Annotated in this window: 14 protein-coding genes; 9 read left to right on the top strand and 5 right to left on the bottom strand. The window is 73.6% G+C overall.

Annotated elements, in window-relative coordinates; translation table 11 throughout:
- Positions 1-108 precede the first annotated feature (108 nt).
- The 7 genes from FVS66_RS02160 (at position 109) to FVS66_RS02130 (ending at position 8,606) form a co-directional block, all read left to right on the top strand.
- Positions 109-1,695, top strand: a complete 1,587-nt coding sequence (locus tag FVS66_RS02160) for a dynamin family protein (protein WP_149179259.1) — start codon at positions 109-111, stop codon at positions 1,693-1,695.
- A 15-nt stretch (positions 1,696-1,710) separates the two neighbouring features.
- Positions 1,711-3,429 carry a GTPase gene (locus FVS66_RS02155; protein WP_149179258.1) on the top strand — a complete coding sequence of 573 codons (1,719 nt, stop codon included), beginning with the start codon at positions 1,711-1,713 and terminating at the stop codon, positions 3,427-3,429.
- Positions 3,430-3,550: 121 nt separating this feature from the next.
- The gene (locus FVS66_RS02150) at positions 3,551-3,976 is read left to right on the top strand and encodes a single-stranded DNA-binding protein (RefSeq protein WP_149179238.1); all 426 of its coding nucleotides are present in this window, start codon (positions 3,551-3,553) and stop codon (positions 3,974-3,976) included.
- Between the two features lie 244 nt (positions 3,977-4,220).
- Complete coding sequence (locus FVS66_RS02145) at positions 4,221-5,645, top strand: Cys-Gln thioester bond-forming surface protein (protein WP_149179237.1); 1,425 nt, start codon at positions 4,221-4,223, stop codon at positions 5,643-5,645.
- Between the two features lie 170 nt (positions 5,646-5,815).
- Positions 5,816-7,480: an energy-dependent translational throttle protein EttA gene (ettA, locus tag FVS66_RS02140; protein ID WP_149179236.1), complete on the top strand. Its 1,665-nt coding sequence runs from the start codon at positions 5,816-5,818 to the stop codon at positions 7,478-7,480.
- A gap of 14 nt (positions 7,481-7,494) precedes the next feature.
- Positions 7,495-7,929, top strand: a complete 435-nt coding sequence (locus FVS66_RS02135) for a thioesterase family protein (protein WP_149179235.1) — start codon at positions 7,495-7,497, stop codon at positions 7,927-7,929.
- Positions 7,926-8,606 (top strand): hypothetical protein, encoded by a 681-nt coding sequence (locus FVS66_RS02130; RefSeq protein ID WP_149179234.1) that lies wholly within the window; start codon positions 7,926-7,928, stop codon positions 8,604-8,606. Before FVS66_RS02135 ends, FVS66_RS02130 begins: the two co-directional genes overlap by 4 nt.
- 136 nt (positions 8,607-8,742) lie before the next feature.
- Here the strand turns inward: FVS66_RS02130 and FVS66_RS02125 are convergent, their stop codons facing one another.
- Positions 8,743-9,147, bottom strand: coding sequence for a globin (locus tag FVS66_RS02125; protein WP_149179233.1), 405 nt, complete (start codon positions 9,145-9,147; stop codon positions 8,743-8,745).
- A gap of 102 nt (positions 9,148-9,249) precedes the next feature.
- On the opposite strand from FVS66_RS02125, the gene FVS66_RS02120 reads away from it, so the two are divergent.
- Positions 9,250-10,254 (top strand): methyltransferase domain-containing protein, encoded by a 1,005-nt coding sequence (locus FVS66_RS02120; protein ID WP_149179232.1) that lies wholly within the window; start codon positions 9,250-9,252, stop codon positions 10,252-10,254.
- Positions 10,255-10,279: 25 nt separating this feature from the next.
- On the opposite strand, the gene FVS66_RS36505 is transcribed toward FVS66_RS02120, so the two are convergent.
- The gene (locus FVS66_RS36505; protein WP_316248160.1) at positions 10,280-10,675 is read right to left on the bottom strand and encodes an FHA domain-containing protein; all 396 of its coding nucleotides are present in this window, start codon (positions 10,673-10,675) and stop codon (positions 10,280-10,282) included.
- Between the two features lie 1,099 nt (positions 10,676-11,774).
- Here FVS66_RS36505 and FVS66_RS35645 point away from each other — a divergent pair.
- Positions 11,775-11,918, top strand: coding sequence for a hypothetical protein (locus tag FVS66_RS35645; protein ID WP_262386765.1), 144 nt, complete (start codon positions 11,775-11,777; stop codon positions 11,916-11,918).
- A gap of 188 nt (positions 11,919-12,106) precedes the next feature.
- Here the strand turns inward: FVS66_RS35645 and FVS66_RS02110 are convergent, their stop codons facing one another.
- The 3 genes from FVS66_RS02110 to FVS66_RS02100 form a co-directional block, all read right to left on the bottom strand.
- Complete coding sequence (locus FVS66_RS02110) at positions 12,107-13,444, bottom strand: VWA domain-containing protein (RefSeq protein ID WP_149179230.1); 1,338 nt, start codon at positions 13,442-13,444, stop codon at positions 12,107-12,109.
- A gap of 69 nt (positions 13,445-13,513) precedes the next feature.
- Positions 13,514-14,761, bottom strand: a complete 1,248-nt coding sequence (locus tag FVS66_RS02105) for a protein phosphatase 2C domain-containing protein (protein WP_149179229.1) — start codon at positions 14,759-14,761, stop codon at positions 13,514-13,516.
- 3 nt (positions 14,762-14,764) lie between these two features.
- On the bottom strand, positions 14,765-15,725 hold a 961-nt coding region (locus FVS66_RS02100; protein WP_149179228.1), incomplete at its 5' end, for a tetratricopeptide repeat protein.

Here is a 15,725-nt window from a genome sequence, read left to right as displayed (position 1 = left end):
GCCTGCGCCCCACTCATCCCCTGTGTCCCGTGTGTCTGATCGGCGCGCAGGGAGGGTCATACGCTTCAAAAAGATGGTGAAATTGGGCATTCTTCACATGTGGTGACCTTGGACGTACGGCCTCAGCTCCTCGACGCACTCTCCGCCCTGCGCGACAGTGTCGCCGCTGTGCGTCTCCCACTGCCCCTCCCAGGGGCACCCCGGGCGCGCCAGACGCGGGCGGAGCTGCTCGCACAGCTCGACGACTATCTGGTGCCCCGGCTCAGGGAACCCGAAGCACCGCTGCTCGCCGTCATCGGCGGGTCGACCGGCGCGGGGAAGTCGACGCTCGTCAACTCCCTTGTCGGGCGCCGGGTCAGCGAGGCGGGGGTGCTCCGACCCACCACCCGGACCCCGGTGCTCGTCTGCCATCCGGACGAGCACCACTGGTTCTCCGGGGTGCGCGTCCTGCCGCAGCTCACCCGGGTGCGGGGCACCCACCCGGGGGACGGCGACGAGGAGCCCGCCGAGGGCCGGGCCATCCGGGTCGAGACCGCCGACGCCGTGCCCCGGGGGCTCGCCCTGCTCGACGCGCCCGACATCGACTCCCTCGTCGTCGGCAGCCGCGAGCTCGCCGCCGAGCTGATCTGCGCCGCCGACATCTGGGTGATGGTCACGACCGCGTCCCGGTACGCCGACGCCGTGCCCTGGCACCTGCTCCGTACCGCCAAGGAGTACGACGCCACCCTGATCACGGTCCTGGACCGGGTTCCGCACCAGGTGATCAACGAGGTGTCCCGGCAGTACGAGGCGCTCCTCGTCCGGGCGGGACTGGGCCACGTCCCCCGGTTCACCATCCCCGAGCTCCCCGAGTCCGCCGGCGGCGGCAGCGGCCTGCTGCCCGACACCGCCGTGGCGCCCCTGCGCGACTGGCTCGCCCACCGCGCCCAGGACGCGGCCGCCCGCCGGCAGACCGTCGGGCGCACCGCCAACGGCGTGATCGACTCACTCCGCGCACGCATGCCGGAGCTCGCCGGGGCCGTCGCCGCACAGTACGCCGCCGCCGTCCGGCTCACCGGCACCGTCGAGGCGGCCTACGCGCAGGAGGGCGAGCGGGTCCGTCGCGACCTGCGGCGCGGCGCCGTGCTGGCCGGGGACGCCCGTACCCGCTGGCGCGCCCACCCTCGCGACTGCACCCCCGCCGAGCTGCTCGACGCCCTCGCCGAGTCCCTCGCCGCCCTCCTCCACTGCGCCGTCGCCGCCGCCAACGAACGCGTCCAGGAGGTGTGGCGGCGCGAACCGGCCGCCGCCGACCTCCGCGGCACCGACGCCCGCCTCGACCGGGAGGCGGGCGAACGTATCGGCATGGCCGTACGCCGCTGGCGACGCGTCCTGGAGGAATTCGCGGAGGACGAGGTCCGGCGCACCGAGCGCACCACCGTGCCCGACCCCGAGACCGTGGCCGCGCTCCTCGCCACCACCCTCCTCGGCGGGCCCCGCGCGCGCGGTGCGGGGGAACAGCTCGCCGAGCTACTCGGCGCCCAGGGCACCCTCCGGCTCCGCGACCGGGGCGCCGAACTGATCACCACGTACATCGACCGCGTCCTGCGGGAGGAACGGGACCGGCGCCTGGCACCGCTCGACGCGCTCGGCGTGACCCCGGAACCCCAGGCCGAGCTCATCGCCGCGTTGTCCGTACTGCAGAAGGAGAGGTGACGGCCGGTGAGCGCCGTGGAACAGGGCTGGGACGACGGGCTCATCGCCCGCCGCGCCAACGACCGGGCCGTCTACGACGACCCCGGGGCGGACGGCGACACGGCTGGCGGGGACTGCGCGCACGTGCCGATCGGCGGCACCTACGGAGGCACCCTCAAGGACCGCCTCGACGCCCTGCGCGACCTCGTGGGCCTTTCGGCCACCCGGCTCGAACCCGCGACTCTCGCCGAGGCCGGACGCGTCCTCGACGAGGCGTCGGCACGTCGGCGACTGTCCTCCCGGCACACCGTCGTCGCCATCGCCGGCGCGACGGGAAGCGGGAAGTCGACTTTGATCAATGCGTTGGCCGGGGTACCGGTCTCCGAGACGGGACTCAGACGCCCCACCACCGCCGCGCCCATCGCCTGCACCTGGTCGGAGGGCGCCGCCGGCCTCCTGGACCGGCTCGCCATCCCGGGACGGCTGCGGCGCCGTCCCCTCGCGGGCGGCGACGGCGACGAGGCCCTCCAGGGCCTCGTCCTCGTCGACCTGCCCGACCACGACTCCGCCCTCACCGCCCACCGTGCGCAGGTGGACCGGATCCTCGGCCTCGTCGACGCGGTCATCTGGGTCGTCGACCCGGAGAAGTACGCGGACGCCGCCCTCCACGAGCGGTATCTGCGGCCGCTCGCCGGGCACGCCGACGTCAGCTTCGTCGTCCTCAACCAGATCGACCGGCTCCCCGGGGACGCCGCCCACCAGGTCCTCGACGACCTGCGCAGACTCCTCGACGAGGACGGCATGGCGCTCGGCGAGCACGGCGAACCCGGCGCGACCGTGCTGGCCGTGTCCGCCCTCACCGGCGAGGGCGTCGCGGAACTGCGCGAACTCCTCGGCGCGTTCGTCCAGGACCGCACCGCCGCCGCGCTGAGGCTGTCCGCCGATGTGGACGCGGCCGCCCTCCGGCTGCGCCCGGTGTACGTCGGGCTGGGGCGGCCCGGCCTCGGCGAGCGGTCCCAGGAGCACTTCGGCGCCCGCCTCGCCGTCGCCGTCGGCGCCACCGCGGCGGGCGAGGCCGCCGAGCGCGAGTGGCGGCGCAACGCCGGACGCGCCTGCGGCACGCCGTGGCTGCGGCTGTGGCGGTGGTACGAGCGGCTCCGTACCCCGGGCGGCGGCGAGAGCGCGGAGATGCCGCCCGCCGAGGACGAGCTGACGGCCCGGCAGCGTGTCGAACAGGCCGTCCGGGTCGTCGCCGACGAGGCCGCGCACGGCCTGCCCGCGCCCTGGGCCCAGGCCGTGCGCGAGGCGGCGGTGCGCGGCGCGCGGGGGCTGCCCGAGGCGCTCGACGAGCTGGCCGTCCAGGCGCGTGAACCGAAGAGCGGCAAGCGGCCGCCCCTCCCCGCCTGGTGGCCGGTCGCCGTGCTGATGCAGGCGTCCATGACCCTGCTTCAGATCTTCGGGGCCCTGTGGCTGGTGGGCCAGATCATCGGCGTACTGTCTCCAGGGCTGCTCCCGCCGGTGCTGGTCATGCTCGCCGGGATCGTCGGTGGCCCGCTCGTCGAGTGGGCCTGCGCGGCGGCGGCCCGCGGCCCCGCGCACCGGTACGGGCAGGAGACCGAGCGGCGGCTGCGCGAGGCGGCCGCGTCCTGCGGGCGGGCCATGGTCCTGGACCCGATCGCGGCGGAGCTGATGCGCTACCGGGAGGTGCGCCAGCAGTACGCCACGGTGTCGGGCCGCCGCCTCCGTACCGGGTGACGGAGTTCTCCACAGCCCGCCGGCCCGTCCACAGGGCCGAGCGGGATTCCCGCGGCGCGGCCAGCATGGAGGGGTACGCGAGCGCAGGGGAGCGCGGCGGCGCAAGGGGAGGAGCAGGATCATGAACGACACCCTGGTGACGATCGTGGGGAACGTCGCGACGAACGTGGAGTACCGGGACACCGCGACGGGCGGTGTGGCGAGGTTCCGCTTCGCCGCCACGGCCCGTCGCTGGGACCGGGAGCGGTCGGTGTGGACGGACGGCCGCACCAGCTTCTACACGGTGAGCGCCTGGCGGCAGCTCGGCGCGAACCTGGCCGCGTCCGTGGCGGTCGGCGAACCGCTGGTGGTGTACGGGCGGCTACGGGTGCGCGAGGAGCCCGAGGGGCGGGACGGCCGGCGCAGAACGTTCGTGGACATCGACGCGGTGGCGGTGGGCCACGACCTGACGCGTGGCACGGCCGCGTTCCGCCGCGGGGGGAAACCCGCCCGGACGAGGGAGCATGCGCAGGAGCCCGAGGAGTCCTTGGACTTGGTGCCCTCCTAGGCAGAACACGGCGGCACGGAGCGGCTGGGGCGCGCATGACCGAAATGGTGCCCAGTCATGCCTCGTTCATCGTAACAATTCTGCTGCGGAACGGTTGAGGGAGGACCTCAGGAGGGACTCCGGATGGCCGCCTCTCTAGGATTCCGGGTACTCACGGGGCACTTGAGTCATCAGGCGAGTCCCACCCCCCACGTGTCTCACATCGTGACGCACGTTCAAGGGAACTCGCACAGAGGGGAAATCTGTGTTTGCTGCGTTTTCTGTACAGGGGCGGAAGCGGCTCGGTCGCCGCCTTGCCGCCGCGGTCCTGACCTCCGGTCTGATCGCAGGAGGCTCCATAGCGGCCGCGGGCGTCGCCGCCGCCGACGAGGGCCCCCAGCACCAGGGTGGCGCCTCCGCCACCCTCAACGGCCTGACCACCTATCACCGTGCGGTGCTGCACGCCGACGGCAAGAACAAGGAACTGCCGGCCGGTCTCTTCGAGATGGCCGTCGACGGCGGCGGCACGCTCAAGACGTACTGCATCGACATCCACAATCCCACCCAGCAGAAGGCCAAGTACCTCGAGACCTCGTGGGACGAGACCTCGCTCGGTGAGAACAAGGAGGCCGGGAAGATCCGCTGGATCCTCCAGAACTCCTACCCGCAGGTCGACGACCTGGCGGGGCTCGCGAAGAAGGCCGACGCGGGCGCGCTGACCAAGGAGACCGCGGCGGCCGGTACGCAGGTCGCCATCTGGCGGTACTCGGACGGTGTCGACGTCGAGGCGCTCGACCCGGCCGCCGAGAAGCTCGCCGACTGGCTCGAGGAGAAGGCCGAGAACCTCGAGGAGCCCAAGGCGTCGCTGAGCCTGGACCCCGCGGCGGTCTCCGGCCCGGCCGGGACCAAGCTGGGCCCGATCACCGTGCGGACCAACGCCGAGCGCGCCTCGGTGACCGCGCCGGACGCCCCGGGCGTCAAGGTGACCGACAAGGACGGCAAGCCGGTCAGCGAGGCCGCCGACGGCACCGAGCTGTATGTCGACGTGCCGGCCGGCACCGCCGACGGCTCGGCGACGTTCAACGTCCAGGCCACCACGTCCGTCTCGGTCGGCCGCGCCTTCTCCAGCGTGACCAAGAGCCAGACGCAGATCCTGGCCGGTTCCAGCGAGTCGACGGTCTCCGCGACCGCCGCCGCCACGTGGGCGAAGAAGGGCGCCATGCCGGCGCTGTCCGCGAAGAAGAACTGCGCCAAGGGCGGCGTGGACATCACCGCCACCAACGAGGGTGACGAGGCGTTCACCTTCGAGCTGATGAAGCTGAAGTACACGATCGGCGCCGGCGAGTCGAAGACGGTGACCGTCCCGGTCGCCGAGGACCAGGCGTACGACTTCACCATCGAGCTGCCCGGCGGCGTGAAGAAGACGTTCAAGGGCGTCCTGGACTGCAAGACCAGCAGCAGCACGACCCCGCCCACCGGTGGCGACGAGCCCAGCTCCGAGCCGAGCCCCCAGTCGGGCGGCACCACCTCGGCCGGCACGACCGGCGGTGACACCACCGGCGACCTCGCCGAGACCGGCGCCTCCAACGCCACCCCGATGATCGCGGGCATCGCCGCCGCGTTCCTCCTGGCGGGCGGCGCGGCGGTCTTCTTCCTCCGCAAGAAGAAGGGCGCCACGGCAGGCCAGTAAGCCGCGGTGACCCCTGAGGGCGGCCCCGAGTGCGACCACGCACCCGGGGCCGTCCCTCTTTCCCGTGTACTCGTTTTCGCCCTGGGGTGGCGGTACGGCAAGATGGGGTGTATCTGCCCTCATGCGGCGGAGCCGCGAATCGACTCCTACTGATTGCCGGACGGTTTCTCTTGGCTGAGTACATCTACACGATGCGCAAGACGCGCAAGGCGCACGGCGACAAGGTCATCCTCGATGACGTGACGCTGAGCTTCCTGCCCGGCGCGAAGATCGGTGTGGTCGGCCCGAACGGCGCCGGTAAGTCCACCGTGCTCAAGATCATGGCGGGACTGGAGCAGCCCTCCAACGGTGACGCGTTCCTGTCGCCCGGCTACTCCGTCGGCATCCTCCTCCAGGAGCCGCCGCTCGACGAGAGCAAGACCGTCCTGGAGAACGTCCAGGACGGTGTCGCCGAGATCAAGGGCAAGCTCGACCGGTTCAACGCGATCGCCGAGGAGATGGCGACCAACTACACCGACGAGCTGATGGAGGAGATGGGCAAGCTCCAGGAGGAGCTGGACCACGCCAACGCCTGGGACCTCGACGCCCAGCTCGAGCAGGCCATGGACGCCCTCGGCTGCCCGCCCGGCGACTGGCAGGTCACCAACCTCTCCGGTGGCGAGAAGCGCCGCGTCGCCCTCTGCAAGCTGCTGCTGGAGGCCCCCGACCTGCTGCTCCTCGACGAGCCCACCAACCACCTGGACGCCGAGTCCGTGCAGTGGCTGGAGCAGCACCTCGCCAAGTACGCCGGCACCGTCGTCGCGATCACCCACGACCGGTACTTCCTCGACAACGTCGCCGAGTGGATCCTGGAGCTCGACCGCGGCCGCGCCTACCCCTACGAGGGCAACTACTCCACCTACCTGGAGAGCAAGCAGTCCCGCCTCAAGGTGGAGGGCCAGAAGGACGCCAAGCGCGCCAAGCGGCTCAAGGAAGAGCTGGAGTGGGTCCGCTCCAACGCAAAGGGCCGCCAGGCCAAGTCCAAGGCCCGCCTCGCCCGCTACGAGGAGATGGCCGCGGAGGCCGAGAAGGCCCGGAAGCTGGACTTCGAGGAGATCCAGATCCCGCCGGGCCCGCGCCTGGGCAACGTCGTGGTCGAGATCGAGAACCTCAGCAAGGGCTTCGGCGAGAAGGTCCTCATCGACGACCTGAGCTTCACCCTCCCGCGCAACGGCATCGTCGGCGTCATCGGCCCGAACGGCGCCGGCAAGACCACGCTGTTCAAGATGATCCAGGGCCTTGAGGAGCCGGACTCCGGCGTCATCAAGGTCGGCGACACCGTCAAGATCAGCTACGTCGACCAGAGCCGCGCGAACATCGACCCGAAGAAGACCCTGTGGGCCGTGGTCTCCGACGAGCTCGACTACATCAACGTCGGCCAGGTCGAGATGCCGTCCCGCGCGTACGTCAGCGCCTTCGGCTTCAAGGGCCCGGACCAGCAGAAGCCCGCCGGGGTCCTCTCCGGCGGTGAGCGTAACCGCCTCAACCTCGCGCTCACCCTCAAGCAGGGCGGCAACCTGCTGCTCCTCGACGAGCCGACGAACGACCTCGACGTCGAGACCCTGTCCTCCCTGGAGAACGCGCTGCTGGAGTTCCCGGGCTGCGCCGTGGTCGTCTCCCACGACCGCTGGTTCCTGGACCGCGTCGCGACGCACATCCTCGCGTACGAGGGCGACTCGAAGTGGTTCTGGTTCGAGGGCAACTTCGAGTCGTACGAGAAGAACAAGATCGAGCGGCTCGGCCCGGACGCCGCACGTCCGCACCGCGCCACCTACAAGAAGCTCACCCGAGGCTGAGGCGGCGCTTCGACGTGGCTAGACATATCTACCGCTGCCCGCTGCGCTGGTCGGACATGGACGCCTTCGGGCACGTCAACAACGTGGTCTTCCTCCGCTACCTGGAGGAGGCCCGGATCGACTTCATGTTCCGGCTGGCGCCCGGCGACGGCTCCCCGTCGTTCTCCGGCGGCTCCGTCGTGGCCCGCCACGAGATCGACTACCTCCGCCCGCTGGTCCACCGGCACGAGCCGGTGACCATCGAGTCGTGGGTCACGAAGATCACCGCGGCGTCGCTGACCATTGCGTACGAGGTCAGGGACCCCGAACAGGTGTACGTACGGGCCTCCACGGTCGTCGTCCCCTTCGACCTCCAGGCACAGCGCCCGCGCCGCATCACCGAGGAGGAGCGGAGCTTCCTCCAGGAGTACGTGGACGACGGGATGCGGTCGGAGGGCGCCGTCGCATGACGGCGCTGCACTTCGCCGAGCCCAGGGAGGCGGCGGGCACAGCCGCCTTTCTGACCCGGCTGATCCGTTACGACCGGGCCGCCGCCGTCCGCCTCCAGGCGGGGGGCGGCGCCCTGGCCGTTTTCGGCCGGCCGCCGTCCTTCGAGGTGCTGGCCATCCGCACGGCCGCGCTCCTCGACGAGACGGCCCTGGACATCACCGTGTCCGCCGGTGAGCTGCTCGAAGGCATCGAGGAGTCGGCGGGCAAGGCTGTCGTGCCCGCGCCCGTCACCGGACCGCCCTGGAGCGGGCTGCTGCCGCCGCGCGGCGGCTGGCGCGAGGTGCCGGGGCTGCCGGACGCCGCCGGGCTGCGCGGTGCCGTCGCCGCGGCCGTCGCCGAGTTCCGCGAGCGGGACGAGGAACTGCCGGAGGAGGGTCGCACCCGGGCGGCGCGCGACCGGATCGGTCATGAGATCTGGTCCCGCACGATCGCCGGTACCGGGCTGCCGCTGCGCGCCGCGCACGCCGCCCAGTCGCTCGGCTTCCTGCCCCCGCCCGGCGCCCTGCCGCACGACGTGCCGGTGACGCTCCTCGCGGCCGGGCCCTGGCTGCGGCTGCGTACGCCCTTCGGCTCCGTCGCCGTGCGGACGGCCGCAGGTCTGGGGCAGCTGGGCGTCACGCCCGTACGCAGGCCCTGAGCCCCGGGTCGCCCGGGCCTCAGCTCCGGCCGGTCGGCGCCGACAGGGCCGGCCCCGGCAGGCCGGTCCCGGGCCGGGTCGGTCCCCGGCAGGCCGGTCCCGGGCCGGTCGGCCCCGGTCGGCCCCGGTCGGCCGGTCACCCCTGGGCGTTCACCATCGACGCCGCCGCGTACGTGAGGTAGTCCCACAGCTGCCGCGCGTGCTCCTCGGGCAGCCCGAGCTCGTCCACGGCGACCCGCATGTGCTTCAGCCAGGCGTCGTGCGCCGCCTTGTCGACCACGAACGGGGCGTGCCGCATCCGCAGCCGCGGGTGGCCGCGGTTGTCGCTGTACGTACGGGGGCCGCCCCAGTACTGCATCAGGAACAGCGCGAGCCGCTCCTCGGCCGGGCCCAGGTCCTCCTCCGGGTACATCGGCCGCAGCAGCGGGTCCTCGGCGACGCCCTGGTAGAAGCGGTGGACGAGGCGCCGGAACGTCTGCTCGCCGCCCACCTGCTCGTAGAACGTCTGCTCCTGGAGAGTGCCGCGCGGAATCTCATTCACCCGTCCATCGTCTCAGACACGCCGACGGAAGACCCCCGCCCTAGGACCAGGCCGTCCGCCGCCCCCGGCCCTTCGGTGCCGTAAACCGGAGATAGTGGATATATGGGTGCAGCTGCGGAACGTCAGGACCCGTTCGCCGAGGCCGCCGCCGAGGCACGGCACCGGCTGGTGACCGAGCTGGCCGCCGCGGGCGTGCTGCCCGACCCGGCCTGGCGGGCCGCCTTCGAGGAGGTTCCGCGCCATCTGTTCGTGCCGTACTACTACGTCGGCGTCATGGGCGGCTACGAGCGGCTCTGGCGCGACGACCCCGACCCCGAGGGGCGGTGGCAGTGGCTGGAAGGCGCGTACGAGGACCGGCCGCTCGGCACCCGGCTCCGGGACGGCGACCTGGTGTCGTCCGCGAGCCAGCCGTCCCTCATGGCCGAGATGCTGCACGCCCTGGACGTACGGGACGGGGACACCGTCCTGGAGATCGGCGCCGGCAGCGGGTACAACGCGGCGCTCCTCGCCCACCGGGTGGGCGACGAGAACGTGACGACCGTCGACCTCGACACCGACATCACGGACGCGGCCAGGGCCCACCTGGAGGAGGCCGGCCACCACCCGGCCGTGGTCACCGGCGACGGGGCGCGCGGCTGTCCCGGGCGGGCGCCCTTCGACCGGATCATCGCGACGTGCGCCCTGCCGTCCGTACCGGAGGCGTGGCTCGCCCAGTGCCGGCCGGACGCTTGCGTCGTCGCGCCGCTGTCCACCGGGGTCCTGCGGCTGCGCGTCCAGGACGCCGAGCACGCCGAGGGGCGGTTCCTGCACACGTCCGCGTACTTCGTGCCGCTGCGCGGCGGCACCCCGGCCGCACCCGAGCCGCGCACCGGAGGGCTGCCCCGGCGCGCCCTCGACGCCGACCTCTTCCGCTTCCTGCTGACCCTGACGTCGGGCAGCCTCGACCCGTACGAGGCGTACGCGCTCTGGCAGCGCGAGCGGCGCCCGGACCGCGAGCGGTACGGCGTGACGGTCAGGGGCGACCGCCAGTGGGCGTGGCTCGACGACCCCGAGGGTCCGTACAGCTGGTCCCTCGGGGCGTCGGGCCGGTCGCGTCAGGTGTACTGATCGCGAGCGTTGTCGACGGTCGTGGTCAATGCACCTGGCCGCGCAGGACGGTGAGCGTCGTCCAGGCCCCGACGTGGACCCGGTCGCCCTCCTTGAGCGTGACCGGGACGTAGGGCTGGATCGGCTCGTCGGCGCCGTTCAAGGTCGTGCCGTTGGTGGAGTTCTGGTCCACCACCGCCCAGGTGCCGTCCTGCTGCTGGACGAGCACCGCGTGCTGGTGCGACACGCCAGGGTCCTCCGGCGGCACCGACAGGTCGATGTCCGGCGCCTCGCCCGTCGACTGCCGGCGGCGCCCGATGGTCACCTGCTTCCCGCTCAGCTGTACGCGCCGCTCCGGCGAGTACGCGGGCAGGTTGAGGCCGGCCGCCTCGGGGCCGCTGCGGCGCATCATCGCCATGAAGTACTCGCGGTCGGGCCCCACGACGACGGTCCACCCGACGGCCGGCGCGGGCGGCTGCCCAGGCGGCTGCGCCGCCGGGGCGAACGGCCCGGGGGCCTGCCCCCGCGCGGGCTGCGGGGGCTGTGGAGGCTGTGCTTGCGAGGGCGGCGACAACACCCAGTCGTCACCGCCGCCGGTGCCGGCGGGCCGCGGTGCCTGAGGCCGCTGGAAACCCTGCGGCGCGGCGGGCGCGGGAGGCGGACCGGCCTGCGCGCCGTGCCCGGCCGCCGAGTCGGGCGTGGGCCAGGGCGTCGACCCGGCCGCGGGCGCCGAAGCGGGGCCGGGACGGTCACCGGGGCCGGAACCGCCGGGACCGTGCATCGGCCCAGGCCCGTTCGCCGTACCAGGACCGGACTGCGGGCCACCGGGACCCGTACCGGGCCCGGACGCCGCCCCGGAGCCGAACGCCGAACCGCCGGGCGCTGCCGCCGGACCCGCACCGGGGCCGGCCGCCGGACCCGCACCGGGCCCGTTCGCCTGACCGTGGCCGGGCGCGGAACCCGGACCACTGCCGGGGCCGGGCATCGGCCCCGGACCGTCGGCCGATCCTCCGGGAGCGGGCGTCTGCCCTGTACCGAAGACCGAACCGCCGGGAGCGGGGCCAGCGCCGGGACCCGTACCGGCACCTGGCGCCGATCCCGGCCCGAACCCGGAGCCGCCGGGTCCGTTCGCCGGGCTGTGACCGGGCATGGAGGCGCCAGGCCCGGTCGCCGGTCCGGAACCGGAAGTCGGTCCACCCGCGCCGGGGCCGGACGCCGGTCCCGGGCCGAATGCCGGGCCGCCGGGGCCGGACCCGGGGCCCGTCGCGGGGCCCTGGCCGGGCGGCGTGGCCTGGCCTGGCCGGCCGCCCTGACCGCCCTGGACGCTGTGGCCGGGCTGGCCGCCCTGACCGCCCTGGCCGGGCTGTGGGGGCGTGGCCGGGTCGGGGGGCAGGGGTTCGGCCGGGCGGTTCATCTGGGAGGGCCGGGAGCCCTGGTACTCGTACGGGTCCGGCGGGCGGGGGGCCGAGGTGAAGCCGGGTGGGAGGTTCAGACCGCCGCTCGGCGGTCCCGTGCGCGGGGGCGGCGGCGAGGAGAGCGGGGTGTACGAGGTCGCCGTGTTCGTGAGGAAGTTCCACCGGCACTCCTCGCAGTACGGCGCCATCGCCTCACGCGGCGTACGGCACTGCGGGCACAGCTCCGCCTGCTGCGTGGCGTTCGGGTCGCCGCCCGCCGGGCCCGGGTAGCCGTAACCCGGTGGCGGCGGAGGCGGCGGGGGAGGGGGAGGCGGTACGGCACCCGCAGGCGCGCCCGCCCCGGCCATGCGGTGGCCGCAGACCTCGCACCAGTCGTCGGAGCCCGACTGGTGTCCGTTCGGGCAGGTCGGCATGTCGGACCTTCCCCCTCTCCTGGTCGGCCGCCGCTGCGACCGTCGTTACGGCTTCTTCACGCGAACCGTCTTCGTGGACCGCGTCTCGAGGGTCATCTCGTCCGCGTCCGCGACCTTCGCCTTCAGTCGCACAGTACCTGTCGCCGCGTCGACGACATCCACCACCTTCGAAAGCAGTTTCGCAGTATCCGTGTTCCCGGACGAGGCCGCCAACTGCACCGCCCGGCCCAGTTTCGCGGTGGCCCCATGGGCGTCTCCGGTCTTGCGCGCCTCCAGCCCCTGTTGGATGACATGGGCCAGTTCCGCCTGCCCCGTGTAGTGCGCGACCTGCGGATTGATCGACGTGGACGACGCCATGTCGTCCGTCCACACCGCCCGTACGAGTCCCTGCCCCAGGGTGCTCGGCAGCCCGCCGGCCGGGTCGGGCAGGACCAGGGTCACGCGGGCGGCGAGCATCTCCTGGCCGAGACCGGCCGCAGGTACACGTACGCACACGTGGTAGTCGCGCGACTCGTCCCCCCATGAGCCCGTCGGATAGTCACCGGCCCGCGGCCCCGCCTGCGTACGGCGGCCCGTCAGGTCCTCCACCGTCGGCGCCACCTGCTTGACGAATCCGATCTCCGCCCCGACCGGCGTCCACAGCCGCAGCGCGACGTCCGCGACCTCCTTGCCCATCGCGTGCTCCATCATCCGCGTGAAGTCCGCGGCGAGGCCCGCCGGATCGGCGACGATGTCCGCGGTGCCGAGCAGCGCCGACGCGACACCGGTGACCTCCTTCACCTCCCAGTCGGTGCCCACGCCGCGCGCGTCGCAGGTGAACCGGCCCGCGCAGGCGTCGAGCGCGGCCCGCAGGTCCGCCGGCGACTCGTGTTCGTTGCGCCCGTCCGTGAGCAGGATGCCGTGCCGGATCCCGGCGCCCGACGCGGCGAGCAGCCGGTCGGTGAGCCGCAGCCATGTGCCGATCGCCGTGCCGCCGCCCGCGCCGAGCCGCCGCAGGGCCTCCTTCGCCTCCGCGCGCGTCCGGGCGCCGGCGGTGGCGAGCCGGCCGCCGCCCGGGTACACCTCGTGCGCGATGTGCGTGCCCGCGACCACCGCGAAGGCCACGCCGTCCCGCAGGGTGTCGATGGCGGCGGCCGTGGCGTCGCGCGCGTTGCGCATCTTCGTCGGCGGGTACTCCATCGAGCCGGAGCAGTCGACCATCAGCACCACGGCGGCCCCCGGCACGGTCCGGCCCGCCGTCAGCGGCGCCCCGCCCGTCGTACCGCCGCCGGTGGAGCTGACGGTGACGATGGCGTTCACCTCGCGCCCGCCCTCCGGCAGGTACTCGTTCTGGTAGACGTCCACCGAGAACCGCGGCACGTTCGACTTGGAGAAGTTCGCCATCTGATCGGCTCCCGGGCTCCTTGATGCTCCATACGACGACGGACGGACGAAACGGTGCTCAAGCCCTGTTCAGGCCGATACTGCCCCCTGCGGCGGGACGGCGAACGGCACCACCGCCACCGTTACGTTGTCGTGGCCGCCGCCGTCGAGGGCCTGGCCGACGAGGACTCGGGCGCAGTGCAGCGGCCGGGCGGCGGCGTCCGGCGGGACCACGCGGGCCATCTCCTCCGCCGCCTCCGCGTAGTTCCACAGGCCGTCCGTGCACACCACGGCGACGCCCGGACGGTCCGGTTTGAACGCGGCGGTGTGCGGCTCCAGTTCGTACGCGTCGGCGCCGAGCCAGCCGGTGATGGCGTGGGCGCGCTCGTCCGCGTACGCCTCGGCTTCGTTCATCAGGCCGGCGGCGACCATCTGCGCGGCCCACGAGTCGTCCTCGGTGAGCCGGGCCGCCGGGGCCGAACGGTCGTCCGGCACCCAGTAGACGCGGCTGTCGCCGACCCAGCCGACGACGAGCAGGCCGCTCGCGACGACCGCGCCGACGATCGTGCAGGCGGGGGCGTTGCGGTGGCGGTGCGCATCGTGCTCGAAGCCGCCCGAACCGTCTCCCGCGGGCTCCTCCGCGAGGGCGTTGACCGACTCGGAGGCAGCGACGATCGCCTCGTGCATGGCCTGCTGCGGATGCGTGCCGCGCGCCAGCGATCCCCGCAGCGTGTCGTCGGCGGCGCGCGCCGCGGCCTCCGACGCCTCGTCGGGCCGGGACGCCGACGACACCCCGTCGCAGACGACCGCGACGACGGCGGGCGAACCGTCCGGGAGGGCAGCCGTCGACACGGCGAACGCGTCCTCGTTGCGGTGGTGGCGCAGCCCCCGGTCGCTGACCGCGGCGACGACCGGATCGAGCTCCCGCTCCATGTGGTCGCGCTCGCGGGGCTGCTTGTGGCCACAGTTCTCGCAGTACCCGTCCGAGGCGACGCGCCCGGTCCGGCAGGCGACGCAGAGCGTTCCACCGGCGGCGGGCGGTGCGATGCGGGGGTCGGGGGCGGCGAGCTCGAAGTCCCCTTCCTCCCCGGGACCTCCGCCTGGTGCGTCGTGTCGTACGGGCCGCTCCGGCGGCCCGGCGGGCGCGGCCGGCGCCCCCGGGGGCGCCGGCGCCGCCAGAGGTGCCGGCACCGGGGTGCCCAGGGCCACGGTCGGGCTGTCCGGCGGCGGTTCGGGTACGGCCGACAGGTCGTACCCGCACGCGCCGCAGAAGAGGTCTCCCGACTCCAGCGGCTCGGAGCAGCCCGGGCAGGCCGACAACTGATGAGTCTGCGACATCGATCACACCCACGTCCGGGGGCGGAAACGGTTGGCCCGTTCCACCAGTTCGATCCTTTCACCGCCGCGCTGGGCGAGCCGGGCGAGTACCCGGTACGAGTGTTCCAGGCCGAGCCGCAGTCCGCGCTCGTGGAGGCCGCTGCCGAGCAGGGCGTGTTCCGGCGACCCGCCGCCGGGGCTGCCCGACAACCACCAGTCGAGGGCCAGGCCGAGCACTTCGGTGGCCAGCCGCTCCCTGCGTACGCTGTCGAGCCCGAGCCCGTCGAGCGCCTCCACCTGGCGGGCCGCCGCGTACAGGTCGTCCCGGAGCATCGCCCCCGGGTCCCGCTGCCGGAGCCGGGCCCGTACGGCCGCGACGCGCGCCGCCGTGTAGTGGATCGACGCCTCCGGTACGGACTCCAGGGTGCGGACGGCGGCCGTCCGGTCCCCGGTGGCCAACTGCACGCGCGCCAGACCGAACGCGGCGCTGACGTGACTGGGGTCGGTGGCCCACACCAGGCCGTAGTACTCGGCGGCGTTGTCCAGCTGGCCGAGCACCTCGGCGCAGACGCCCAGGGCCAGCTTGGGCGCCGGTTCGCCCGGGAACGCGTCGTACACCGCGTCGAACGACAGGGCGGCCGAGCCGTTGTCGCCGGTCGCCAGGGACACGACGCCCCGGTACCAGACGACCCGCCAGTCGTCCGGGTGCGACTGCTCGAGAGCGTCCAGCGCCTGTACGGCGGCCCCCGCGTCGCCCAGCTCCAGCCGCGCCCGCAACTCCCGCAACCGGGATTCGGGCGACCCGGCCGGCGCGGCCTGCAACGCGGCCACCAGCTCGGCGGGCCCGGACGCCACGAGCCCCGCGAGAAACGCCGCGTTGGGATCGGCCGGGTCCACATGCGGCACGGGCAACGCCAGCGCCGCGGCCCGCACGTCCGGCACGGCGAGCGACGGGACACCCGTACCGGGCGGCGCCGGGGCCGCG

The organism is Streptomyces sp. TRM49041 (assembly GCF_008271805.1).
In the GTDB taxonomy this organism is placed as follows: domain Bacteria; phylum Actinomycetota; class Actinomycetes; order Streptomycetales; family Streptomycetaceae; genus Streptomyces.
Note: the sequence above shows the minus strand (reverse complement) of the source record. Positions and strands in the feature narration are given on the sequence as shown.

Excerpts from the sequence above, each read along its gene's own strand:
- FVS66_RS02105 (WP_149179229.1), bottom strand. The coding sequence starts at position 14,761 with ATGTCGCAGACTCATCAGTTGTCGGCCTGCCCGGGCTGCTCCGAGCCG.
- FVS66_RS02130 (WP_149179234.1), top strand. The coding sequence starts at position 7,926 with ATGACGGCGCTGCACTTCGCCGAGCCCAGGGAGGCGGCGGGCACAGCC.
- FVS66_RS02150 (WP_149179238.1), top strand. The coding sequence starts at position 3,551 with ATGAACGACACCCTGGTGACGATCGTGGGGAACGTCGCGACGAACGTG.
- FVS66_RS02110 (WP_149179230.1), bottom strand. The coding sequence starts at position 13,444 with ATGGCGAACTTCTCCAAGTCGAACGTGCCGCGGTTCTCGGTGGACGTC.
- FVS66_RS02120 (WP_149179232.1), top strand. The coding sequence starts at position 9,250 with ATGGGTGCAGCTGCGGAACGTCAGGACCCGTTCGCCGAGGCCGCCGCC.